The sequence below is a fragment of the Dyadobacter sp. HNCC25DJ185 genome (assembly GCF_056895195.1).
In genome coordinates this window covers 1-22,859 of record NZ_JBXHAR010000005.1, presented here as the reverse complement: position 1 = coordinate 22,859, position 22,859 = coordinate 1, and the positions used below count along the sequence as shown (strand labels likewise).

At 41.6% G+C, this 22,859-nt stretch carries 23 protein-coding genes; all 23 read left to right on the top strand.

Features of this window, described 5'->3' with window-relative positions; translation table 11 throughout:
• Positions 1-12: 12 nt before the first annotated feature.
• A complete protein-coding gene (locus AC1XUF_RS15070) occupies positions 13-495 on the top strand; it encodes a KdsC family phosphatase (RefSeq protein WP_483342635.1) in 483 nt (160 codons plus the stop codon).
• Between the two features lie 27 nt (positions 496-522).
• Complete coding sequence (locus AC1XUF_RS15065; protein WP_483342634.1) at positions 523-1,662, top strand: polysaccharide pyruvyl transferase family protein; 1,140 nt, start codon at positions 523-525, stop codon at positions 1,660-1,662.
• Between the two features lie 412 nt (positions 1,663-2,074).
• On the top strand, positions 2,075-3,046 hold the full coding sequence (locus tag AC1XUF_RS15060) for a hypothetical protein (RefSeq protein WP_483342633.1): 972 nt from the start codon (positions 2,075-2,077) through the stop codon (positions 3,044-3,046).
• Complete coding sequence (locus AC1XUF_RS15055) at positions 3,043-3,684, top strand: CatB-related O-acetyltransferase (protein ID WP_483342632.1); 642 nt, start codon at positions 3,043-3,045, stop codon at positions 3,682-3,684. The genes AC1XUF_RS15060 and AC1XUF_RS15055 overlap by 4 nt, the downstream gene beginning before the upstream one ends.
• A 35-nt stretch (positions 3,685-3,719) precedes the next feature.
• The gene (locus AC1XUF_RS15050; RefSeq protein WP_483342631.1) at positions 3,720-5,081 is read left to right on the top strand and encodes an O-antigen ligase family protein; all 1,362 of its coding nucleotides are present in this window, start codon (positions 3,720-3,722) and stop codon (positions 5,079-5,081) included.
• 5 nt (positions 5,082-5,086) lie between these two features.
• Positions 5,087-5,998 carry a glycosyltransferase family 2 protein gene (locus AC1XUF_RS15045; protein WP_483342630.1) on the top strand — a complete coding sequence of 304 codons (912 nt, stop codon included), beginning with the start codon at positions 5,087-5,089 and terminating at the stop codon, positions 5,996-5,998.
• 48 nt (positions 5,999-6,046) lie between these two features.
• Positions 6,047-6,964, top strand: a complete 918-nt coding sequence (locus AC1XUF_RS15040) for a phosphoglycerate dehydrogenase (protein WP_483342629.1) — start codon at positions 6,047-6,049, stop codon at positions 6,962-6,964.
• Between the two features lie 59 nt (positions 6,965-7,023).
• Entirely contained in the window at positions 7,024-8,016 is a 993-nt protein-coding gene (locus AC1XUF_RS15035) for a Gfo/Idh/MocA family protein (RefSeq protein WP_483342628.1), read from the top strand.
• A gap of 29 nt (positions 8,017-8,045) precedes the next feature.
• Positions 8,046-8,645 (top strand): D-sedoheptulose-7-phosphate isomerase, encoded by a 600-nt coding sequence (locus AC1XUF_RS15030; RefSeq protein WP_483342627.1) that lies wholly within the window; start codon positions 8,046-8,048, stop codon positions 8,643-8,645.
• 147 nt (positions 8,646-8,792) lie between these two features.
• On the top strand, positions 8,793-9,551 hold the full coding sequence (locus AC1XUF_RS15025) for an SDR family NAD(P)-dependent oxidoreductase (protein ID WP_483342626.1): 759 nt from the start codon (positions 8,793-8,795) through the stop codon (positions 9,549-9,551).
• Positions 9,529-10,623, top strand: a complete 1,095-nt coding sequence (locus AC1XUF_RS15020) for an AroB-related putative sugar phosphate phospholyase (cyclizing) (protein WP_483342625.1) — start codon at positions 9,529-9,531, stop codon at positions 10,621-10,623. Before AC1XUF_RS15025 ends, AC1XUF_RS15020 begins: the two co-directional genes overlap by 23 nt.
• Positions 10,620-11,075, top strand: a complete 456-nt coding sequence (locus tag AC1XUF_RS15015; protein ID WP_483342624.1) for a NanQ anomerase/TabA/YiaL family protein — start codon at positions 10,620-10,622, stop codon at positions 11,073-11,075. Before AC1XUF_RS15020 ends, AC1XUF_RS15015 begins: the two co-directional genes overlap by 4 nt.
• 1 nt (position 11,076) lies before the next feature.
• A complete protein-coding gene (locus tag AC1XUF_RS15010; protein ID WP_483342623.1) occupies positions 11,077-11,754 on the top strand; it encodes an acylneuraminate cytidylyltransferase family protein in 678 nt (225 codons plus the stop codon).
• A gap of 6 nt (positions 11,755-11,760) precedes the next feature.
• On the top strand, positions 11,761-12,519 hold the full coding sequence (locus AC1XUF_RS15005) for an HpcH/HpaI aldolase family protein (protein ID WP_483342622.1): 759 nt from the start codon (positions 11,761-11,763) through the stop codon (positions 12,517-12,519).
• An 83-nt stretch (positions 12,520-12,602) separates the two neighbouring features.
• A complete protein-coding gene (locus AC1XUF_RS15000; RefSeq protein WP_483342621.1) occupies positions 12,603-13,700 on the top strand; it encodes a 6-hydroxymethylpterin diphosphokinase MptE-like protein in 1,098 nt (365 codons plus the stop codon).
• 18 nt (positions 13,701-13,718) lie between these two features.
• On the top strand, positions 13,719-14,771 hold the full coding sequence (locus tag AC1XUF_RS14995; protein WP_483342620.1) for a 6-hydroxymethylpterin diphosphokinase MptE-like protein: 1,053 nt from the start codon (positions 13,719-13,721) through the stop codon (positions 14,769-14,771).
• A gap of 91 nt (positions 14,772-14,862) precedes the next feature.
• Positions 14,863-15,930: a 6-hydroxymethylpterin diphosphokinase MptE-like protein gene (locus AC1XUF_RS14990; protein ID WP_483342619.1), complete on the top strand. Its 1,068-nt coding sequence runs from the start codon at positions 14,863-14,865 to the stop codon at positions 15,928-15,930.
• A gap of 81 nt (positions 15,931-16,011) precedes the next feature.
• Positions 16,012-17,145 carry an endo-1,4-beta-xylanase gene (locus tag AC1XUF_RS14985; RefSeq protein ID WP_483342618.1) on the top strand — a complete coding sequence of 378 codons (1,134 nt, stop codon included), beginning with the start codon at positions 16,012-16,014 and terminating at the stop codon, positions 17,143-17,145.
• A gap of 63 nt (positions 17,146-17,208) precedes the next feature.
• Positions 17,209-17,658, top strand: coding sequence for a NanQ anomerase/TabA/YiaL family protein (locus tag AC1XUF_RS14980; RefSeq protein ID WP_483342617.1), 450 nt, complete (start codon positions 17,209-17,211; stop codon positions 17,656-17,658).
• 199 nt (positions 17,659-17,857) lie between these two features.
• Complete coding sequence (locus AC1XUF_RS14975; protein ID WP_483342616.1) at positions 17,858-19,075, top strand: capsule assembly Wzi family protein; 1,218 nt, start codon at positions 17,858-17,860, stop codon at positions 19,073-19,075.
• A 268-nt stretch (positions 19,076-19,343) separates the two neighbouring features.
• Positions 19,344-20,018: a (d)CMP kinase gene (gene cmk, locus AC1XUF_RS14970; protein ID WP_483342615.1), complete on the top strand. Its 675-nt coding sequence runs from the start codon at positions 19,344-19,346 to the stop codon at positions 20,016-20,018.
• 202 nt (positions 20,019-20,220) lie between these two features.
• Positions 20,221-21,588, top strand: coding sequence for a sugar transferase (locus tag AC1XUF_RS14965; RefSeq protein WP_483342614.1), 1,368 nt, complete (start codon positions 20,221-20,223; stop codon positions 21,586-21,588).
• 894 nt (positions 21,589-22,482) lie between these two features.
• A complete protein-coding gene (locus AC1XUF_RS14960; RefSeq protein ID WP_483342613.1) occupies positions 22,483-22,833 on the top strand; it encodes an ISAon1 family transposase N-terminal region protein in 351 nt (116 codons plus the stop codon).
• Positions 22,834-22,859 lie beyond the last annotated feature (26 nt).

Below are 22,859 nucleotides of genomic sequence, written 5' to 3'. Positions count from 1 at the left end.
TATCCTGATAAAATGAAAAAGATAAAACTTTTCTTATCGGACGTTGACGGTGTGATGACCGACGGCGGCATGTACTACACCGAGCATGGTGATGAATTCAAGAAATTCAACACGCTTGACGGAATGGGATTTCAATTATTGAGAGAGGCCGGTATTAAAACCGGGATCATCACCACAGAACACACAGACATGGTCGATCGCAGGGCCAAAAAATTGAAGGTCGACTTCTTATTTCAGGGCAAAGGTTTTGGAGTGAAACTCGAAGTTGCGCAGGAAATATGCAGAACTGAGAACATTGACCTGAGCGAAGTTGCCTATATTGGCGATGACATCAACTGTGTCGAACTTTTAAAAGCAGCGGGCGTTAAGGCATGCCCGGCAAATGCCACCAGACGCGTAAAAGAGATTGAAGGCATCTTGCATTTGGAAAAATTTGGCGGGAGTGGGGCTGTCAGAGAATTTGTTGAATGGTTATTCGATAACCAGTATTGTTAGTTAAAATTTGTACTTAAGACCCGATAAATGAAAATCTTACACCTGGCAACCTTTATTGGCAACATTGGCGACAACGCAAGCCACATTGGATTTAGAAAGATACTTTCTTCTCTTGTAGGGGACGATTATACTATCGATACGCTCGAGATAAGAAAAACGTATGGCGTCTATACCCTGCCCGATAAATGGGGATTCAATAATGATTTTGCAGACCGGGTAAATAAATACGACCTGCTATTGATTGGCGGAGGCCATTTTCTCGACTTTTGGTTAAAAAACAGCTCGACTGGCACCGGGCTCGATATCAATGATGAATTGTTGAAAAGGATCAAAGTACCTATCGTTATTACCAGTACTGGTTGTATGCCCAGAAACGAAGTACCGGAAGGAAATATCCCAAAATTACGTCGGTTCCTGGACAATCTTTTGAGCAGAGATAAAACATTCGTGGCGGTCAGAAACGATGGTTCAAAAGGTATTTTGCATGACGATATCGGGATCGAATATTATAACGCGATACCAGAAGTATTGGACAGCGGCTTCTTTTACGACAATGACGGAAGTCTTTACAAAGCGTTTGAAAGTGACTATATTGTTATTAATAGCACCGTAGATCAACTTGCTATGAAGAGCAAGGGAATCAGCGCGATTGATAAGGACGCCTATGTGAAGGAACTCTCGGTAGTCATTAACCATCTTTTAGAAAACACGCACTACAATATTGCTTTCGCCCCGCACATTTACAGCGACTATGAGGCGATTGACGTATTGCTGAAAAACGTGAACGACTGGCACATTCGCAGCCGTGTTGCAATTATGCCTTATACACAAGGTGACTTTGGTTGTGATCAGATTTTTTCTGCTTATAAGAACAGTTCGCTTGTAGTAGGAATGAGATTTCATACGAATGTCTGCAGCCTTGCGATGGACAAGATCAGCATCGGGCTGGCCGCGACGGACAGAATGGCAAGTGTATACAAAACTCTGGGGTTGGAAGATCGTATAGTTCCTGTAGACCGGCCATTTGCTGCGGATCTGATCAATCGGATCGAACCGACGATGCAAAACAAGGAGGGTTTGGTGCAAAAAAGTCACAATCACCTGGAAGTAAAAAAGGCCGAGACAATCAAGATTTATGAAGGTATGAGAAATGTTCTCCTTGGATAATTTGGACGTTTAACGGCACTAATACTTTTTTATGATGTCAGATATAGATAAAGCGAACGCATTCAGAGCATTGGAACTGGATCTTAACAGGTTCCGGTGTAATGGTGTGATGATTGGCCAACTTTTGGTTCACCCGCTTTATTTCATATTTAGAGACAAATATGAACCGAAAGCTGGCAAGCAGCTGCAACAGATCTCGAAACTACTTGTTGGTTCTCTCCTCAATTTCGGCAAAAAACACTACACGGACAGACGTGTGTTTTACTACCGGTCGGCGGATAGGCCTCACCTTGATCAGATTTGGCTAAGTGTAAAAAATACTTTTGAGACGAATGACCTTTTCGTTTTTGGAGGCAGTAAAGAATCCGATTTGTCCCGAAAGAGCATTTCGCATGTTTCTTTACTTCGGTTGTTGAAAGTGCAAGTCTGGTTTTTTCAGAACAAAGGAAAAATCAAGAAAAAACTCAAAAGTTCGGTGCTACCCGGCCGTGTGATCAGTAGCATGCTTCTTGATTTGAATTACCAATTACTTTGTGCAGTTTTCTGGGATAGCTTTTTTGAAGCATCGTCAAATATTCAACTGGTGGTTGGCGATTTTGATCGAGGTCATGAATCGTCTGTAATTTTTGCCTGTTCCAAAAAATGGTCCATTCCTTCTGTTGTCATTCAGCATGGTGCGGTTAGTCCGCCCTACTCTTTCACCCCGCTTATAGCGGACAAGGTCTTTTTGTGGGGCAGGATGCAAGCCGAACAATTCATTGAAATGGGCGCTAGCGAAAGCGAATTGGTTATTACCGGGACACCAATTATAAAAAGATCAGAAATTTCCCGTGAAAAACGTGACGCAATTTTGGAGAAACATGGGATTGCGAGGGGGAAAAAAAATATTATCCTTGGCATCACACCGATTAAGGCGGAATATAACCAAATATTGATTGAGATTTTTTCAAAACTCAGCATAGATTTTCGTGAACAGTTCAATTTTATTATCAAACTTCACCCCGTACATAAGCTGGAAGACTTTGAATGGTGTACCGAGAAATTTGGAATTCTGGTCTTCGGTAAGTCTCTAACACAGGATGAATATTTTAACATTTGCGATGTTTTGCTAGCCCATAGCACAGGGTTGGCAAATGAATCTTACTATTATGGTATACCGGTTGGGATATTAGATATGCTAAGCATTTCTTCCGGAAACGGTGTAGAACTGAACAAATTCGTTGGCGTTCCACTTTTGAAAACGCATGCACAGGTCGAAGAATTTATCACCAACAGTACTAGTTCCGGTACGGCAATAGAAAATGGTGGCGTTATTTATTCCAATATCGGAGACGACGCAAGTAACGTGATAAAAAATGAATTATTGAAGTACGCATGTCTATGAAAACCAGGATAATCGGCTTGTTTCGCAGACTGGAAGCTGCATCAAGGAAGAGCAAAGTAAGCGAACAATTAAAAAAAGGGAATTTAATTCTCGGAAAACATACGTACGGCTTCAACAATCTCGAAATAGAAGTTTTTGTTAAAGACACACCCAGCAAAATAATTTTTGGGAAATACTGTTCGATAGCTCGAAACGTCCGAATAATTACAGGCGGCATTCATCCGGTTGACTGGGTAAGTACTTTTCCATTTAGGGCCAAATGGAATATGGAAGGAAAATACGAAGATGGAATGCCTTATAGCAAAGGTGATATCGTAATCGGTAACGATGTCTGGATTGGTGCAAAAGTTACCATACTGTCCGGTGTCAAGATTGGGGACGGAGCTGTTATTGCGACCGGCGCAATTGTCAATAAGGATGTTCCTGCCTATGCAATGGTAGGCGGCGTTCCTGCAAAGCTCATAAAATATCGGTTCCCTCAAGATATAGTGACGGAGATGCTACAAATTAAATGGTGGGATTGGGAAGAAGAGAAAGTTCTGAAAGCTGTACCATTGTTATCAAGTGGTGCAATTGAAGAGTTTGTAAGTAAATATAAGAATCATCAGAACACTGGCAGACACACAACGACATTATGATATTTACGGCTTTAGTTTTAGTACTCACAGTGTATATGCTTACGGCATTAGGTACCAACGTACTTAACGGCGTAAGAGTTTATATCATGCTGTTTTTACTCTCACAGCCTTTTATGCGTATAGATATTGGCAGCCTTAGTGTGCAGTCAGTCCTATTGCAAATCACTGCGGTATTCATTGTCGGCAATTATTTATTAAATGCTAAAAATTTAAGGTCTGAGATCAGAGCCTTTCCTCATACAAATGCGGTGCTTTGGATGTGTATTCCTCTGTTTTTGACGATCTTTCTTAGTGATACGAGCGAAAATGCCGTTGGATATTTTAATTTTCTGCTTAGGAGAATACTTTATCTCTATATTGGCTGGATTGCAGTTGACTCTATGCAAAACGGAACAAAGCTGATCAAATATATTCTTGTACTATTTGTTGTCCTATGTTTCTACGGTGTGATTGAGTTAGCAATGCAGAAGAATGTTATTTTAGATAGTTTTCGGGATATGATTCCAATCGAGAATAAAATAATGTCTTATACAACTGAGGATAGAGGTTATCGTGTACAGTCACTTTATTACCACCCTTATCCCTGGGGCGGCGTATTAATTCTTGTTGCAGCAATCTTTTTATATCTGATTCTCAATAATAGAAGTTCAAAATACAGAAGATATTATTTGATATGTCTTGGCCTCATTTGCTTTAATGTATTTTTCACGAGAAGCCGGTCTGCAATTATTCCGTTGAGTATGATGCTTTCCTTTGCAATGCTTATTAATTCTGGCCGATCTGGCCGACGGATAAATTTGATGGTTGCCTTCGCGTCTGTTATTTTCTTAGTTGTCCTTCTCAATCCTGCTCTTATAGACAAAATTGCACCCTATTTTAGCACATCAAATGACAACGGTGGTTTGAGAGGTAGTTCTGCCGATATGAGATTACTTCAGTTCAGTACAACGCTGCAATCAATACAGGGAAATTTGATCGGTGGTAAAGGCTTTGGTGCTACAAGTAAAATTATTTCAGAGGTCGGGGGTGACACAAGCTTACAGGCGTTTGAAAGTATTTGGCTGGTAGTATTATACAATCACGGCATACTTGGAATGATTGGCTACATCATGTTTTTTGTATTGCTAGTCAGAAATTTTTTCAAAATCAAAAGGCAGACACCGGAGGTAAAAAAGCCGGTCAATCTGCTATTGATTACAATTTTTAGCTATATACTATTTATCTCGCTCACTGGCGAAATGCATACATTGCCTTTCTTCTTCATTCTCATTGGAATATTTAGTAAAATCTTTTATCTGGTTAATAAAGACAGTAAAAGGAAAAGATGGGAGCTCAGTCGAAGGGAGCGAGAGAGAATAAGAAGTAGCGACGGTGTACAATTGAAAACGTCATTATAATTTTTATGATATTAGTTGGTATCGTTTTGTTGAACTACAATGGTAATACGGACACATTAGAGTGTTTTAGAAGTCTGGAGACATACCTCAGGTCTGACGCTTTTCAATTTAGAATTTATTTACTGGATAATAACTCCAAGTTGCCTATCGAAGAAGAAGAGCTAGCCCCTTTTAAACTTGATATTATTTACAGAAAGAATGACGTCAATTATGGATTTGCCGGCGGCAATAACATAGGTATGGAAATGGCCATGGAAGATCAATGCCAATATGTTATGCTTCTCAATAACGACACCGTTTTGACAGATTTTTCTCTCATTGACACCCTTCTGTATATGAAAAATCATGTGGATATTGGAGTGGCCGGGATTTCAAATTACTATTATGATAATCCGAGTGAGAAGTGGCAGGATGGGTTTAATCTGGATTTCGATTCCGGTCGTACGGAAAAAATTGATAGCAGTAAAATTGGAAACAACGATTTCATAGAATCCGACTACGTGCCAGGATCTTCTATGATCATAAAGAGGGATGTAATTGACAAAATAGGAGTCTTGAATGATGCTTTTTTTGCCTATTATGAAGATGCCGATTTTTGTGCCAGAGCAAAAAAACTAGGCTATAAAGTAGGCTTTAATCCCAAATCACATTTGCTCCATAAAGTTAGCCGTTCGTCAACAAGTTATATCCGTAATTACCTGAGAACGCGTAACAGACTGCTTTTTTTTAGTGAACATTCGAAACGCTTCAATTTTTTCATAATTTATATGACAACACTGCGGCGTTGCCTAAATACGATCAGAAAAGAATACGGAAAAACTGATAATAACACATTATTAATAAAAAGCTATTTATGGGCATTCAGCGATTTTAATAAAAGTAACTTTAAAGAAGGCAGAATTCATCTACTGAGATAATAATTTGAGGATTTAAGACAAGTAACATCAAGTAACGCTATTTAATTTATGAAAGTACTAACCTCCCCCTCCTCATTCGGGCAAATTGGCAAAGAACCATTTCAAATGCTAGAGGAAGCTGGATTTGAAGTCATCAACAACCCTTATGGTCGAAAGCTTACAGAAGATGAGGCGATTGAATTGGCCAAGGATTGCATAGGGATCGTAGCAGGCGTGGAGACTTTGAATGCCCGCGTATTGGATGCCTTACCTAATTTGAAAGTAATCAGTCGCGTTGGTATCGGGATGGATAGCATTGATTTGCCTTATGCGAAACAAAAAGGCATTATCGTAAGGAATACACCAGACGGACCTACCCGTGCTGTGGCTGAGCTGACATTTGCTATGACATTTTCTCTGCTGCGAAAAATCCCGCAAGCAGATGCTTCGTTGAAAAATAAAATTTGGAAAAAACAAACTGGTAATCTCATACTTAACAAGGTCATAGGCGTCGTCGGATTGGGACGTATTGGTCGGCTGGTATCAGAGCTTTTCCGCGGAATTGGTAACCCGGTGATTGGATATGACCCTTATGCGAATGCGGAGTGGGCTGAAAAAACCGGTGTAAAGCTGGTGGACTTCAATACCGTTTTGAGTGATGCAGACATTGTAACATTACATGTTCCTGGTAATGAGGATAAATCGCCTGTGATATCCGAAAAAGAACTATCCCTTTTGAAAAAGTCGGCGTTGCTAATCAACATTTCCCGTGGTGGTATTGTGGACGAAGATGCGCTTTTCCAGGCATTGTCTTCAAAGCAGATCGCAGGTGCGGCTGTGGACGTATTCGTGGAAGAACCTTATGGTGGGCCTCTTACTGAGTTGGATAACATCGTGCTCACACCCCACCTGGGATCCTATGCAGAAGAAGGTAAATTATTGATGGAGATCGAAGCAGTGAAAAATCTGCTCGAAGAAATTAAATAAGTCATTATTTTACCGGGGCGCTTATCATTTCAATTAAAAATTACTCAACTAGTTAATTTATGAACTACAAAATTGGCATCATCGGCTACGGGGTCATGGGCAGAACCCGGCACACCGCCATCGACGAAATCAAGAAAGGGCAAGTTTTGATGGTATCGGAACCAAGTATCGGGCCTGAAGTCAACGGTATTCCTAATGTAAGCCACGACGAAATTATAAACAACCCTGAGCTGGACGTTGTGATCGTATGTACTCCCAACTTTCTGAATAAAGATCTCACTATTCGCGCGCTCAATGCTGGCAAGCACGTGTTCTGCGAAAAGCCACCAGCATTTACCGCTGCAGATATCGTCGAAATCAAAGAAGCCGAAGCGAGAAGTGGCAAAACATTGATGTACGGTTTCAACCACCGTCACCACGACAGCGTGCTGCATATGAAACGCTTGATCGACAGCGGTGAATATGGTAAAGTACTATGGCTTCGAGGACGTTATGGAAAAAGTGTAACTAAGGATTACTACAATCAATGGAGAGCTAAAAAAGAGCTTGCAGGCGGTGGTATCCTCATGGACCAGGGTATTCATATGTTGGATCTCTTCCTGTTCCTCTCTGGTGACTTTGATGTAGTTAAAGCTGAATTATCAAATCTTTACTGGCACATGGATGTGGAAGATAACGCCTTCGTGATCCTGAAAGAATCGGCAACAGGTAAAGTTGCTTCCCTGCACTCGACGATGTCGCAGTGGCGCCACCTGTTCTCGCTCGAGATATTCCTTGAAAAGGGTTACATGGTTTTGAATGGTTTGATTACATCCACCATGTCTTACGGTGAGGAAACATTGTCTGTAGCGAGAAACCGTTCTACCGCCCCTGCTGCGACCTGGAAGGATGAGGTGATCACAAAATACGTAAACAACAACAGTTGGAGATACGAAATGGATCACTTTTTCGATTCCATCACTGAAAACAAACCAATCATTTACGGGAATTCGGATGATGCCATGAAACTCATGAAAATTATCGACAAAGTGTACGAACAGAAAGATTTTTAATTCAATTTTACTCAACCAAATCTAGAAAAATGGAAAGGACCGAATTAGCAAAAAACTATTTACAGGATTATGTAGGTCGTTTGACCGACATTTTAAACCAGATCGACCCTGAGAAATTAGGCCAGGTTATCACTACTTTCATCGAAGCATTCAAAAATGGAAATACGATATATGTAGTTGGAAACGGCGGAAGCGCGGCAACAGCATCACACATGCAGGCCGATTTCCGGTTCTTCGTTCGTTATTTCTCAAAATTCCGTCCAAAAATCATCGCCTTGACTGACAATGTTCCGATGATCACGGCGATCGGAAATGACAACAATTTTGATGACGTGTTTGTAGAGCAAATGCGCGGCCAGTTTACATCAGGCGACGTTCTGATCGCGATCTCTGCCAGCGGCAATTCACCTAACCTGGTAAAAGCCGCCGAATTTGCAAATGAACTAGGTGGTACAACTATCGCATTTGTTGGCTTCCTGGGAGGTAAACTGAACGAGATCTCCAAAGTGCCTTTGTACACGCCAAACCCAAAAGGTGATTACGGCCCGATCGAGGACGTGCACATGATTTTGAACCACATTATTGTGAACTATCTGGCTACGGACGAAGAGTTCCTGGCATTGACCTAGTTGCAATGCAATGTTGATCCAACCTTTTGCCCGGCAGAAGGTTGGATGTGGTTTTCTCCGAAAAGTCTCCCCAAAGACTTTCATCCTATCATCTTCATGACGGCTCATTCCGGGCTGGGTTAGTGAAGCCATTTTTTATAAGCGCTAATGAACAGTCTATCAAATGTTTCTATTGATTTGACCGGCCAGCTTGCCCTGATCACAGGCGGCACAAGGGGAATCGGCAAAGCGATAGCCGCACGTTTTCTCGACGCAGGGGCCACGGTGATATTGACCGGTACCAAAATCGAAGAAGTAGAAAAATTGAATCAGGAGAATGCTGATCAGCGGGTTTCCTACCTGCAAGTCGATTTTACGGACGAGGCTTCGGTAGCCACATTCACCGCCGCGATCCAGGATAAAAAGATCGATATCCTGATCAATAATGCCGGCGTTAACAAAATTGCGGTCAATACCGAAACTACGACCGAGGATTACGATTTTCTGTCTGATATCAATGTCAAAGGTCCGTATATCCTCTGCCGGGAAGTCAGCAAAATCATGAAAAAACATGGCTACGGGCGCATTGTGAATGTTACCTCGATATGGAGCACGATCACCCGCCCGGGCAGGTCCATTTATACTTCCAATAAATTCGCGATCCGCGGTTTGACGATGACACTCGCCATCGAGCTGGCTGAGCATGGCATTCTGGTCAATTCAGTAGGTCCGGGTTTTACATTGACAGACCTGACGGCGAGCACCAACACACCCGAAGAAATTCAGAAGATCTCCGACATTATCCCGATCCGCCGCATGGCGCAGCCGGTGGAGATCGCTAACCTTATTTTATATCTGAGTAGCAACTTGAATAGCTACCTGACTGGTCAAAACTTAATCATTGATGGAGGATATACCAATGTATAATTTCACCGTAAAGTCCGTAATCCACGATTATAGCGTCACGTTCATCGAGGATACCCAAAAGACGCTGCTTTCAGAACTAAAAGAAGGCGATGTCATTATCATTGACAATAAAATCAAAGAACTGTATAAGGAAACTTTGCAGCCCGTGTTGGAACAGTTCAGGCACATTGGCATTGATGCACACGAATCGGTTAAGAGTTACCAGGGCGTCGAACCGATCATGCAGGACTTGATCGAAAACGGTTTCCGCAAAAACCACCGCCTGGTGGCGATTGGTGGCGGGATCACGCAGGATGCTACTGCATTTATCGCGTCGATCATGTACCGCGGCGTGAAATGGTACTTCTTCCCTACTTCGCTGCTGGCGCAAGGAGATAGCTGCATCGGGAGCAAGACTTCCATCAATTTTAACAAATTCAAAAACCAGGTGGGTGGTTTTTATCCCCCCAATCAGATTTTCATCAACCTCGAATTCCTAGATACCCTCTCGGACTCTGAGCTGAAATCTGGTCTGGGTGAAATGACGCATTATTATGTTGTTTCGGGAGAGGAAGATTTTGCTCGCTTAAAGAGAGAATATGCAGATGCGCTGACGGACAAAAAAGTACTCGCTGGAATTATCAACCGCAGCCTTGAGATCAAAAAAGGCTACATTGAAATGGACGAATTCGACCAGAATGAGCGCCTAGTTTTCAACTACGGACATTCCTTCGGCCACGCTATCGAATCGTTGACAAACTACCGCATACCGCACGGAATCGCAGTGAGCTATGGGATGGATATGGCCAATTTTGTGTCAGTCAAGTTGGGCTATATTTCCGAAGAAACGCGCCTTTATATCCGCGAACTTTTGTCGCAGATCTGGAGCGGAACTTCAATTTCGGACATTGAGCTTGATAAATTCCTGGTTGCATTGAGCAAGGATAAGAAGAATGTGGGCAAAACACTGGGTCTGATCCTGAACAAAGGTATTGGCAAAATTTTTCGCGATATGCGCCCGGCTGATGAAGAATTTGTCGGCTGGATGAAAGAATATTTTGAAACTCAACTAACTGCGCCCGAAGCCGTATGATCCTCGGTACCCTGAACAACATTGACACCTATAAAACATTGTCGCCCGACATTTATGTCGGACTTCAGTTTTTACAAAATGCCCAACCTGAAATCGCGCTGGGCACCTATCCCATCAGCGAAAATGTGAAGGCAATTGTAAGTGAGTATGAAACCGTTGCGGATTTTACAAGAGGTTACGAGGCGCACAAGCACGTGATCGACATTCAATATCCGGTGATCGGGCTGGAGAGGGTGAAATGGTCGCCAATTGAGGGGATGAATGTGAACATTCCTTACGACGAGGCGAAAGACCGTACATTCTTCAAAGACCCGTCGCCCCGCGGCACACATGTAGACATTGGTGAAGGTATTTTTGCCATTATGTTCCCGGAAGACGGTCACGGCCCGCAGCATTTTATTGATCAACCTCAGCTCATCAAAAAAATCACAATCAAAATTGCCATCAGTTAAAATGGAGATCCCAAAAATCACCGCGCTCGTCCCAATGAAAGGGCATTCCGAAAGGGTGCCACACAAAAACATCCGGCCACTGGTGGGTAAGCCCGCTTTTCACTGGGTGATGGAAGCACTGTCTGCCAGCCCATATATCTCTGAAATTCTGGTGAATACAGATTCTGAAGAGATTTTCGAAAGCACCAAGGCATTTCCAAAGATCAAGGCATTTATGCGTCCTGATTTTTTGCTGGGTGATATGGTGAGCATTCAGCCTCTGATCGAATATGACATTGAGCAGACCGACGCGTCGTATTTCCTGCAGACCCACAGCACCAATCCACTGCTGACGACCGAGACGATCAATGGAGCTATCGAAGCATTTTTCTCACAGACAGAGCACGACGCCCTTTTTTCGGTAACCGAAACAAAGCAGCGTTTTTACTGGCCCGATGGCAGCGGTGTGAACCATGATCCTAAGAAACTGATCCGCACCCAGGATCTGGAGCCAATTTACCACGAGAACTCCTGCTTCTATATTTTCTCAAGAGAAACCAACTACAAAATCAAAAACAGACTAGGTTCAAACCCGATGATGTATCCGATCGAAAGACTGGAAGCAGCGGATATGGATGATATGGAAGATTTTTACTGGGCTGAGTTTTTGTTACAGAGAAGATTGGCAAACGCTCAATAACAAATTATGAAAAACACAACATTAAAGCAACAGCTTAAAAATAAAGAAAATACGGTCGGTTCATGGATTACCATTCCGCATCAGGCGGTGATCGACATTCTGGCGGAAGCCGGTTTCGACTGGCTAACGATCGACCTGGAGCATACTTCCATCGACTATAACGAATTGCAGATCCTGATCGGCTTTATCCAGGCGCGTGGCATGGCGGCACTGGTACGTGTTTCGAAGAATGAAGAAGTGGTAATCAAGAGAGCATTGGATGCCGGCGCGGACGGTATTATTGTGCCGATGGTCTGTTCTGCTTCGGACGCAAAACAGGCTGTTGACTATGCCAAATATCCTCCTGCGGGAAAACGTGGCGTAGGGCTCAACCGTGCACAACGCTATGGTTACGACTTCGAAGGTTACAAAGCCTGGGTAAGCAATCATTTAGTTGTGATCGCTCAGATCGAGCATATTGACGGAGTTCGCAACATTGACGAAATCATTTCTACAGAAGGTATTGACGGGATCATTATTGGTCCTTATGACCTGTCTGGCTCACTTGGAATCCCTGGACAATACAATGAGCCTGTCGTACAGGAAGCTCTCAAGAAAGTCGAGCAGGTTTGCAACGACCGTAAATTTTCGATGGGCTACCACGTGATCGACCCCAATATTGAACTTGTTAAAGAAAAAAATAAGGCAGGATATAATTTCATCGCGTTTAGTACAGATTTCTTTTTTATGGGAAGAAAAGCTAGTGAGGAAATGAAAAAGCTGTAAAGATGGAATCAGCATGATAAAAATTGCTGAGTATCAAAGTAAGCTACTCTCAAGGTATTAATACTTCGTAATTAAACATAGGAATGAAAAGATTTAAATCTCTAGAGACTTTAAGAGATCAAGGTATAGCAAAATTTATAAAGCTCTGGATCAATATCTTGGAGGTTAAAGTAAATAATCGTTTCTACTATAAGAAGTACAAGAATGACTGGAAGAAACTAGAAAACATCTACCAGGGAAAAAGAGTATTTTTGATTGGTAACGGACCCAGCTTAAATAAAACTCCCCTCTATTTGCTGAAGGATGAGTACACATTGTCGTTCAATCGGTTCAACATCTTTCTTGAGCGGTTGGACTGGAAGCCTACAATGTATATGTGTGTTGACGGCTTGGTCGCAGAAGATATGGCCGATGAGATCAATCAGATGACAAATCTGGTAGAGCATTCTTTCTTCACTCACACATCTCTGACTACGGGAACGAACTTTAAAGAATTCATTATTGAAAAGCCTAATGTAAATTGGATGCTTCCAAAGGGTGTAAACAGTGCTTTTGATTTTGATTTGCCGTATGTAAATGTGGGGGGATCGGTTGCAGTGGCGGGTCTCCAGGTATTGAAGTATCTCGGTTTTTCTGAGATTTATCTGATCGGAATCGATATGAATTATAAAATTCATCAGACTGCCGAGGTTATCAAGGGAAACGATATTAAATCAAAAGATAATGACGATCCAAACCACTTTGATCCGCGATATTTTGGAACTGGTCGCAAATATCACCAACCAAAAAAAGAAATTGTTGATACCATTCTAGATTCGTTTAAGAGGATCGCTTCTGACTTCAAAGATACGGATTGTAAGGTTTACAATGCGACAATGGGTGGTGTTCTGGATTGTTATGAAAGAAAGGAATTTACCGCTGCTGTCGGAGCATCTGAGGATGAGCAAAGAGATTTGTTTGTGTCGCTTCTGCAAATAAAGACCAATTCTAAAATCGATCTCCAAACCTTACTGGATACCGTACCGCAAGATCCTGGATCGTATAATGCAACAGATACAATTATTGCAGTTGATAGCGAAAAGACAGGTACGGCAGTCAATCAACTAATTTACAGTCATATACCTTTTGGTCCTTATAAGGGAAAAACTTATTTTATCAACAGGTCTTCTTTGGCAGTTTAACTCTCTTATTACATTATTATGAATTTTGCTACACGACAAGTCTTCAAGTCACTCAACGTTGTTAAGACCATTCTCAACCTCGACGAAAATACTCATAAGTGGAATGAGTTACGGAATAAATTTCAGGGGAAAAGAGCATTTATGATTGGTAACGGTCCCAGCTTAAATGAAACGCCTCTATACCTGCTAAAGGATGAATACACGCTTTGCTTCAATCGATTTTATCTTCTCCACGAAAGATTGAACTGGTTCCCATATTTCTATATGTGTGTTGACCCAGAAGTTTTGCCCGATATTGGAGACGAGATCAACGCAAATCTGGATAACTATCAATACGCCTTCTTTCATTCTTTACATTCCTCGAAGATTTTAAATAAGGAAAACGTATACAAAATGCACCATTTGATTCAGGTGCCTTATTTCTCAAACAGGCTGCCTTTTTTTGGATCGGGCGGTACTGTTGCCTATGCAGGCTTGCAGATGCTGTTCTATATGGGATTCTCCGAGGTGATACTGATCGGCGTAGACCAAAATTATGTAATACATCAAACCGCAAAAACCACTAGTGGTATCAGGATAGAGTCGCAGGCCGACGATGATCCAAATCACTTTGACCCAAGGTATTTTGGCAAAGGAAGGAAGTACCACCAACCCGTTGTTGCGACTCAGGTGAGAATGATTAAAGCATTTCAAAAGGCGAAAGATGTTTCCGAAAAGCTCGGGATCAAAGTTAAGAACGCCGGTATCGGGGGGAACCTGGAGGTGTACGAAAGAGTCAAATTTACCGATCTCTTCGACTACGACCTCGACAAAATTTATGCCTTATTTTGTTCGACCATCGATCCCAACTGCTCGGTGGAAAAGGTTAAGCTATTCCTTAAATCTTCGCCTGTCCGCGACAACGTGACAGACCAGGCAGATGACCAAATTTTTATTACTACGTTAAGTGATGCGAAAAAACTGATTCCCAAATTGGTTACGCGATACATCCCCTATGGCCCTATCGAGGACAAATATATTTTTGTACGTAGGGATGTAAGGGATGCTATTGTTTCTGAACTTTTTATCTAAATGGGAATTGTGTCGACTTTATACTTGTCAATCACAAGCGAATGAATGGTTACGGAATCTACTACCACTATTTGATTAAACTAATGATCCAATGAAAGCTTTAATTGCCAAAGGTCTGAGCACCGTGCAAAATGATGGTATTAAGGTATTTACGACTCGCACCTGGAAGTATACACTTGTAAAATTTAAACGCTTTTCGTCATCAACAAATAAGGACAACCTCAGGAAATGGAAGCTTTTAAAAAATAAGTACAAAGGAAAGAGAATTTTTGTTATTGGTAATGGACCTAGCCTCAACAGAATGCCTCTTTATCTTTTGCAAAATGAATTTACAATAGGATTTAACAGGGTCAATCTGTTGTTCGAAAGGAATAACTGGGTGCCAAATTTTTATATGGTCACTGATGATCTCGTTGTGAAAGATATGTACGAACAAATTAATAACGAGATTCTTCCACTGGTAGACTATGCCTTTTTCCCAGATCTCCACCCTTCAAATGTCGACTTCACCAAATATATTGACAACAGGGAAAATGTATACTGGCTTAATACGGACAGCCCCGAGTTCAGTGATGATCTTCCCAATTGTGGTATAAACAAGACGGTTGTGAACGGCGCGCTGCAAGTAGCAGCCTACCTGGGTTTTGAAGAAATTTATCTGGTGGGAGTTGACATGACTTTTGCTGACCAAAAAGTAAAGAAGCTCAGTTCACGCAATTGGGAAGCAGACGAGCATGACCCGAATCACTTCGATCCACGCTATTTTGGTAAAGGGAGAAAATACCATAACCCGACGGTTCACGAAATGCTTGAAAAGTTCAACGAGGGGAAGGCTTTCTTTGAAAATCGCAACGTCAAGATTTATAACGCGGGAGATGGCGGAAAACTGGAAATTTTCCCAAGGGTTAAATTCGAGTCGCTGTTCGATTTCGATGAGGTTGCTACCAAGGAACTTTTAAATTCGAGCAAGGTATTGGTGGATCGTAATTTGTGTATGGATGACTTGCTGATAGCACCCCATATAGAAACGGAACTTGATTCCTATCCAGATGTATTTCGCAGCTCGCACGAATTCGGTGTAACGCTTATTCCAAAAGTGATTCTGTCTTATCTGCCAGTTGGACCACTTAAAGGTCAGTATTTTTTTGTTAAAAGATAAAGTTGACGGGCACTGGCACTTTCCAAATTTTTGAGAAGTGAAAACGTTTACTTTTCAAAGACATCGTCTCTTAATTCTTTTATGATGAAAAATTATCTCAAAAGGCCTCTTGTGGCTTGCTTCGCCACTTTGCTCAGTTTTTTGGGGATGAGTTCCCCGGAAAACTCGTTAAATCACTCGGAAGAATGCGACAATTTATCGCCAAAACAAGGACTTCCTGCTTTGAAAGATGCATACAAAAACTATTTTCCAATCGGTGCGGCAATTGGTACAGACACAATACTCACGCCATCTCGCCTGAATTTCATTAAGTCACAATACAACAGCGTAACCGTAAGAACAGGACTTCAACCGTGGAAAATTCAACCCCGGGAAGGCGCCTTTTTTTGGGATAAGGTAGACCGTCTAGTGGCTTTTGCTCAGGAAAACAACATCAAAGTACGCGGACACGTGCTTGTTTTTCACACGCATACGCCTAAATGGTTTTTCGAAGATGGCGATGAAGTTGCGTCGAAGGAATTGGTCCTGAAAAGGATGCGGGATCATATCTCGACTATCATGAAACACTACAAAGGCAAAATCGGAAGTTGGGATGTCGTGAATGAGGCTGTTTATGCAAAAAAAACGTTGTACTTTCCGCAAGACAAATTCATGCAGATTGTTGGCGAGGATTACATTGCAAGTGCATTTAAGTTTGCTCGTGAAGCGGATTCTTCCGCCAAACTCTTCTATAACGATGGCATCTACACGGATGTAAAAAGAGATGCGATCTACCGGCTGCTAAAAAAACTGAAAGCTCAGGGTGTTCCGGTTGACGGTGTGGGTCTTCAATGTCATTTGGGTAGAGATGGAATGACTAGAGAATTCTTGCAGTCATGTATTGATAAATTTAGTTCTCTTGGCCTTGAAGTACAAATTACAGAATTAGACGTGTCCATCTATGACAAATTTGGCACGAAGGATGCGGACAAGCTGAGCGCACTCAGCGACAGCTATTCCCCCTCGGTTCAGGAACAACAAGCTAGAAATTTTGATACTATATTTTCAGTTTGTCGCCAAAATAAGGGAAAAATCACCGGTATTACCTTATGGGGCGACGCTGACGGATTAAGCTCATCCTTCGAAAAACAGATGAAGAAAAAAAATTATCAACTGCTATTTGATCGAAATATGAAGCCAAAAGAGACTGTATTGAAGAGGATCGTTGAGTTTTGATATTATCTGACCACTTAATAAATATTAATTTAAACTTGAATACTTTAACCAAACCAATTCAAAATGATAGTAGATTCGCTTGTAAACATAGAGTTCTATAAAAGTATTAACAACGACATTTATCAGGGATTGCTATTCATCAAGAATGCCGATCCTGAAATAGAGTTGGGTACTTACCCTATCACTGAAACCGCCAAAGCAGTAGTAATGGAATACGAAACCAAAGTTGAAAATGACTTCGGCTATGAAGCGCATAAACATGTAATTGATGTACAATACTGTATTAAAGGCACTGAACTGATACCATGGTCAAATCTCGAAAGGTTAACTCCCAGCATGGAATACAATGCTGAAAAGGACTATACTTTTTTTAATAAAATTGAAAGACAAGGAGAAGTTGTTATTGGCAACGGCATTTTTGCCGTGTTCTTTCCACAGGACGGGCACGCTCCTGTTTATGCCAATGGCGCACCAGGCTATATAAAAAAAATTGTTATCAAGGTTAATGTTTAAGGCATAACACTCAATGAAAAGCAACTTTACCTTTTTCTCGCTTTTTATCTTTTCTTGCTTTTCAGCGTTCGCGCAATCCGGTAAAGTTCAGTTTGGAATTGAAGCACAGACATCCTATACTACTCCCGACCATGTCCCTTTCTGGCTCAGAAGCAATCAGTATGGCAATGTTCCGCTATCTGGGCCATCCGCCAGTCTTTTGGGAAGGTTAAAAAAGGATTATGACACTACCCGCCACAAGGTACTGGACTGGGGTGCGTCTTTTGAGGGTAGAGCTAATGGTGGAAAAGGCTCTGAGCTGATTTTGATCGAAGGATACGGAAAAATAAAAATATGGATATTTGAGTTTAAAGGAGGCCGTGTCAAGGAGTCAATGGGTCTAAGCGACACATTACTTACATCGGGTAACTTTGCTGTTTCAGGGAACGCCCTGGGAATTCCGAAAGTTGAAATATCTATCCCTCGGTTCTACACACTGCCTATACTGGGTGGAGTACTGTCTTTCAAAGGAAACTTTGCGCACGGATGGGTTGGAGAAGTGCCTATTATGCACAAACGAGTAAGCAGTGCGAACACATATTTTCAGCAAAAGTCTTTCTGGGGAAGGTTTGGTAAGGAGGAATGGAGACTAAAATTTTATGCAGGATTTAACGATAATGTATTCTGGGGCAATGAGCGAAAGATTTTTGAAAGCTTCATTATGACAGACTGGCAAACCTATCGTTATGTAACATTTGGCAAAAATTGGCTTGGCAGCAAAGTTGGAAATCATGTGGGTATCATTGATCTCAGACTGGAATATGACTTCAAAAACATTCAGGTTGCCGCGTACAGGCAGAGCTTTTATGAGGTTGGAGCTTTATATCACTTAGCAAATATTGCTGATGGTCTAAATGGCATTTCTTTCCTGAATAAAAAACCAGGAACCCAAAACATACAGTGGCGAAAATTCCTGCTTGAATTGCTCTATACAAAAAATCAAGCAGGCGAACCATGGTCTAAGCCTACTCCGTCGGGAGATGAAAATTATTTGAATCATTATATGTACGGGAGCGGCTGGTCTTACAAGGGTGTAGGACTAGGTACTCCTTTCATCACTCCCGCCAACCAAGCGAAGGCAGGAATGGCATCATTCAGAGACAATTACTTCATTAACAACCGGGTCATAGCTTTTCATTCCGGGGTAGTTGGAAAGATTGGCAAATGGGAAACTCTGGCTAAGTTTTCATTTTCAAGAAACTTCGGTACCCATGGCACACGTGAGGACTTTAAAGAAGTCAACCAGTTTTCGGCACTGGTTGACAGTCATCGGGAAATTAGGCCGGGACTTCAAATTGGTGGTATTGTAGCATTTGACAGTGGAAAATTGCTATATAATTCGGCCGCTATACTTGCAAGGATTAGTAAGTCTTTCTGAAAGACATTCGTACTTTCCAAATCTTTTTATCTCATCGAAGCGTGTACAAATGTGTTGAATTGGCACTGCATAGAACCTATATGTACAACGAGATACCGCTACTAAATACCCTTAGTAGTATTATTAAACTAAGATTTGAAAGAATTTCCTGATTTGATTAACATACCTTGCATGTAACTATTTGAGCAACTATTTTTAACCCGGTTCCACTGGCTTCAAAATCACCGCACTTAATGTCCAGCACCAATCATTAAAAAAATTCTACGACATGAAGAAAATTACGATCGCTATTGACGGCCTGTCCAGTTGCGGCAAAAGCAGTACTGCAAAAAAAATCTCCGAACATTTTAACTACGCTTATGTTGATACAGGTGCAATGTATCGTGCCGTAACATTATACTTCTTACAAAACAATGTGGCTGCAAACGATGTCAGCTTAGCGTTAGATCATATTGATATCGAATTCAGACGTTCGCCTGAATCCGTAAACGAGACATTCTTAAATGGTGCTAATGTCGAAGATGAGATCAGGAAAATGTATGTGTCCGAAAAGGTGAGCCAGTTTAGCGCTATTGCCGAAGTGAGGAGATTTCTGGTTGCCCAACAGCAAAAGATGGGTGAAAACGGTGGTATCGTTATGGATGGCCGGGATATCGGAACTATTGTTTTCCCAAATGCAGAGCTGAAAATCTTCTTAACAGCTTCACTAGAAATCCGTTCTCAGCGACGCTATTTGGAGTTAACTCAGAAAGGAGAGACAGTTGCCATCGAAGATATAGCCGAAAATCTTCGATCAAGAGATTTTGATGATATGAATCGTGCAGAAAGTCCCCTCAGGCAGGCTGAGGACGCTATCCTGATTGATAACTCTCTCATGTCATTCGAGGAGCAGGTGCAGGTAGTAATAGACCTTGCTAATATGCGCATATTTCAGACGGCATAACAAGCGTACCGTCTAAGGGATTGGCAGTCAGATTGTCGAAAATAGTCTGATGGCTTTTTCATTTAAAAAAAATATAATTAAAACAAGAATGCAAATTTCACATAAATGTCTTATACTTGTATTGCATAGCAGGTTAATTTCATCCTTCTAGTATTCTGAGGTTAATTACCTCAAAAGTAAATTCACTCAACGTCACTATATTATGAAGAACTACTATTCAGGAACTCTGCCGAAGGCCCATTTGTGGACCGACGTTGCATTATTAAATCTATCCTTCTTCATTGCGTATCTTTTCAAGTTTCATTTTTTGGGGACGCGACTTGAAAATCAATACATCAATTTACTTTTAGTAGCCAATCTGGCCTGGGTATTCATTATTCACGTCTCCAATACCTATCGCTTTACAAGACTATCCTACCATTTCAATACTCAAATGGCCAAGTTTCTGAAAGCGGTGGTAGTTCACATCGCAATGATGACGGCATTTTTGTATTTGTCTAAGACTGGTGAAGAGTATTCCAGATATCAGTTTTTGATGACATACGGATTATTCGTAACCTTATCGACAACCTTCAGAGCAGGTTCAATTATCTTTCTGAAATTTTATCGCCAGGCTGGTTATAACTATAACCGCTATGCCATTATTGGTAGTGGGGATCTTGCGACTTTGATACGGGAATTTTACAATGAAAGAAAAGAATTGGGGTACCGGTATTTTGGAATGTTTAAACTGAATGATAAAGATGACAGTTTCGATTCTCTTGAATCAGTTGTGAAAGATAAACATTTGGATTATTTGTACTGCTGTCTTTCGGAAATGAGTGATGAGCAGGTCCGCAAGGTAATTCAGATGGGTGAACGCAGAAAGACTCAGATACGTCTTGTTCCCGATTTCAGAGGTTTTATGACCAATATGGCTACAATTGAATATCACGATATGTATCCCATTATCCAAGTCAATACAAAACCATTCTCCAGCTTTAACGAACAAACATTAAAAAGGACTTTTGACCTGGTTTTCTCCGTCAGCGTAATGATCTTGGGCGCACCGATCTTTTTTCTGGTATGGGCGGCAATCAAAGTAACCTCTCCTGGCCCCGTGTTTTTCAAGCAGAAGCGTTCAGGCCGTTGGGGCGAAATCTTTGAGATATACAAGTTCAGAAGCATGTATGTAGATGCTGATAAAATGGGTTTAAAACATTCTCAAGGAAGCAATGACCCGCGCATCACTCCGATTGGACATATCCTCCGGAAGTCCAGATTGGATGAGCTTCCTCAGTTTATCAATGTGCTCAAAGGAGAGATGTCCGTGGTAGGTCCTCGCCCGCTATATAAATATGATGTAGACATGCTGATGGAGGCAGCTCCGCATGATTTTCAGCGCTTGCTTACTGTAAAACCAGGTATTACATCTATTGGGCAAATCAATGTTGGGTATGCTGACACTGTGGCGAAAAATGTTGAGCGACTGAAATATGATCTTCAATACCTTAAGACCTATAGCGTATTTGACGATGTCAGACTTATTTTCCGTACCGTGCAGGTTATGGTTCTCGGCAGGGGGCAGTAACAGGTTGATACTTTTAATATTAGTTAGTCCTGAAAAGTCGCTATTAGGTTTTGATAAATAAATTGAGACTTTGAAAGGGTATATGCGTTATTTTGGTAAACACCTCCAGATTAAATATTAAAATTCTTTATCGAATTTTGATATATCTTATCATCTCCCGTCCAGAGTTATTGTGATATAAATTAACCGGAATCTGTGTGAACATTTGATTATAAAGAATCACAGCTTTTGTTACTATATGTATCAAATTGTCGGACACGATTCAGGGGAGTGCGCTTGAAAAATACGTTGCACAAGATCTTCGAGGAACCCCGACGGCCTGCAATACTCCAGGTTCTGCAAGCCGTCGGGGTTCTCTTTGATATATTCTCCCAGAACACCAACCGAGTGACTCCCGTACGGCTGACTTAACTCATGTGTAAAATAGTCGATCTGACTGTAAAAATGACCTTTCCTGGGATCAGTATCTCCAAGCCCTGATCTTTCACCGGTAGAAGTTCCTGGAAGCTCAGGCCCAGGGTTGGATCAGAAGAAATAGTTTATCCATGGTCTGCATCAGCACCAGGTTTTCTTCTTACACCGGCAGGCTTATTTTAAGAAATCATTCTCCACCTGCAGCTGACCGATCTGTTTAAAAAGGTTGTCAACGTCAACAGATTCCTCTTCTTTGAAGGGCTCATCTCCGAAAGATTTTTCCACAAGTTCCAAAAATTCTCTTTTTTCAAGTCGATACCTGAGCTGGGTGGATCTAGAATCTGGTCGCCAATCCGCTCAAAGATTCTCGTTCTTTCAAAGCTTCACCGGCAACCATCTCCTAGAATTTTGGGATCAGTCCGAAAACTTGGGGGGCGGTGAAAAAAGTAGTTGGTTTGCAGTGAATCAATATTAAATACATTGCAAGAGTCTTATTTAGCCCTAGTCCGTTTCCTGTTACCCGAGGGTATCCTCGATTACTTTGAACTTTCCAAAATCGTTGAAGGCCTCACTGGCCTGCACATCTATCTGGAAGAGAAAAATCTCCCCCCTTCCGAATACAAGGAACAAAAATCAGAATCCAAGGGCTTTTTGCCCGAGATTTACATTCAGGATTTTCCGATTCGCAATCAGAAGGTTACGCTCTGTATCAAACGTCGGCGCTGGGAAGTCAAAGACACTGGCGAGAAAATTAGCAGAGACTGGAATGTGGTGCAACAGGGAACTCGGATGACTAAGGAGTTCGCTGATTTTTTAAAAACAATGTATTGATAATAATCCTGTTAGCTGCTCTCAAC

Coding starts and splice junctions, on each gene's coding strand:
- AC1XUF_RS15045 (WP_483342630.1), top strand. CDS start 5,087: ATGATATTAGTTGGTATCGTTTTGTTGAACTACAATGGTAATACGGAC.
- AC1XUF_RS15035 (WP_483342628.1), top strand. CDS start 7,024: ATGAACTACAAAATTGGCATCATCGGCTACGGGGTCATGGGCAGAACC.
- cmk (WP_483342615.1), top strand. CDS start 19,344: ATGAAGAAAATTACGATCGCTATTGACGGCCTGTCCAGTTGCGGCAAA.
- AC1XUF_RS14980 (WP_483342617.1), top strand. CDS start 17,209: ATGATAGTAGATTCGCTTGTAAACATAGAGTTCTATAAAAGTATTAAC.
- AC1XUF_RS15020 (WP_483342625.1), top strand. CDS start 9,529: ATGGAGGATATACCAATGTATAATTTCACCGTAAAGTCCGTAATCCAC.
- AC1XUF_RS15055 (WP_483342632.1), top strand. CDS start 3,043: ATGAAAACCAGGATAATCGGCTTGTTTCGCAGACTGGAAGCTGCATCA.
- AC1XUF_RS15010 (WP_483342623.1), top strand. CDS start 11,077: ATGGAGATCCCAAAAATCACCGCGCTCGTCCCAATGAAAGGGCATTCC.
- AC1XUF_RS14965 (WP_483342614.1), top strand. CDS start 20,221: ATGAAGAACTACTATTCAGGAACTCTGCCGAAGGCCCATTTGTGGACC.
- AC1XUF_RS14995 (WP_483342620.1), top strand. CDS start 13,719: ATGAATTTTGCTACACGACAAGTCTTCAAGTCACTCAACGTTGTTAAG.
- AC1XUF_RS15050 (WP_483342631.1), top strand. CDS start 3,720: ATGCTTACGGCATTAGGTACCAACGTACTTAACGGCGTAAGAGTTTAT.
- AC1XUF_RS14990 (WP_483342619.1), top strand. CDS start 14,863: ATGAAAGCTTTAATTGCCAAAGGTCTGAGCACCGTGCAAAATGATGGT.
- AC1XUF_RS15000 (WP_483342621.1), top strand. CDS start 12,603: ATGAAAAGATTTAAATCTCTAGAGACTTTAAGAGATCAAGGTATAGCA.
- AC1XUF_RS15040 (WP_483342629.1), top strand. CDS start 6,047: ATGAAAGTACTAACCTCCCCCTCCTCATTCGGGCAAATTGGCAAAGAA.
- AC1XUF_RS15025 (WP_483342626.1), top strand. CDS start 8,793: ATGAACAGTCTATCAAATGTTTCTATTGATTTGACCGGCCAGCTTGCC.
- AC1XUF_RS15030 (WP_483342627.1), top strand. CDS start 8,046: ATGGAAAGGACCGAATTAGCAAAAAACTATTTACAGGATTATGTAGGT.
- AC1XUF_RS15015 (WP_483342624.1), top strand. CDS start 10,620: ATGATCCTCGGTACCCTGAACAACATTGACACCTATAAAACATTGTCG.
- AC1XUF_RS15070 (WP_483342635.1), top strand. CDS start 13: ATGAAAAAGATAAAACTTTTCTTATCGGACGTTGACGGTGTGATGACC.
- AC1XUF_RS15065 (WP_483342634.1), top strand. CDS start 523: ATGAAAATCTTACACCTGGCAACCTTTATTGGCAACATTGGCGACAAC.
- AC1XUF_RS15005 (WP_483342622.1), top strand. CDS start 11,761: ATGAAAAACACAACATTAAAGCAACAGCTTAAAAATAAAGAAAATACG.
- AC1XUF_RS14985 (WP_483342618.1), top strand. CDS start 16,012: ATGATGAAAAATTATCTCAAAAGGCCTCTTGTGGCTTGCTTCGCCACT.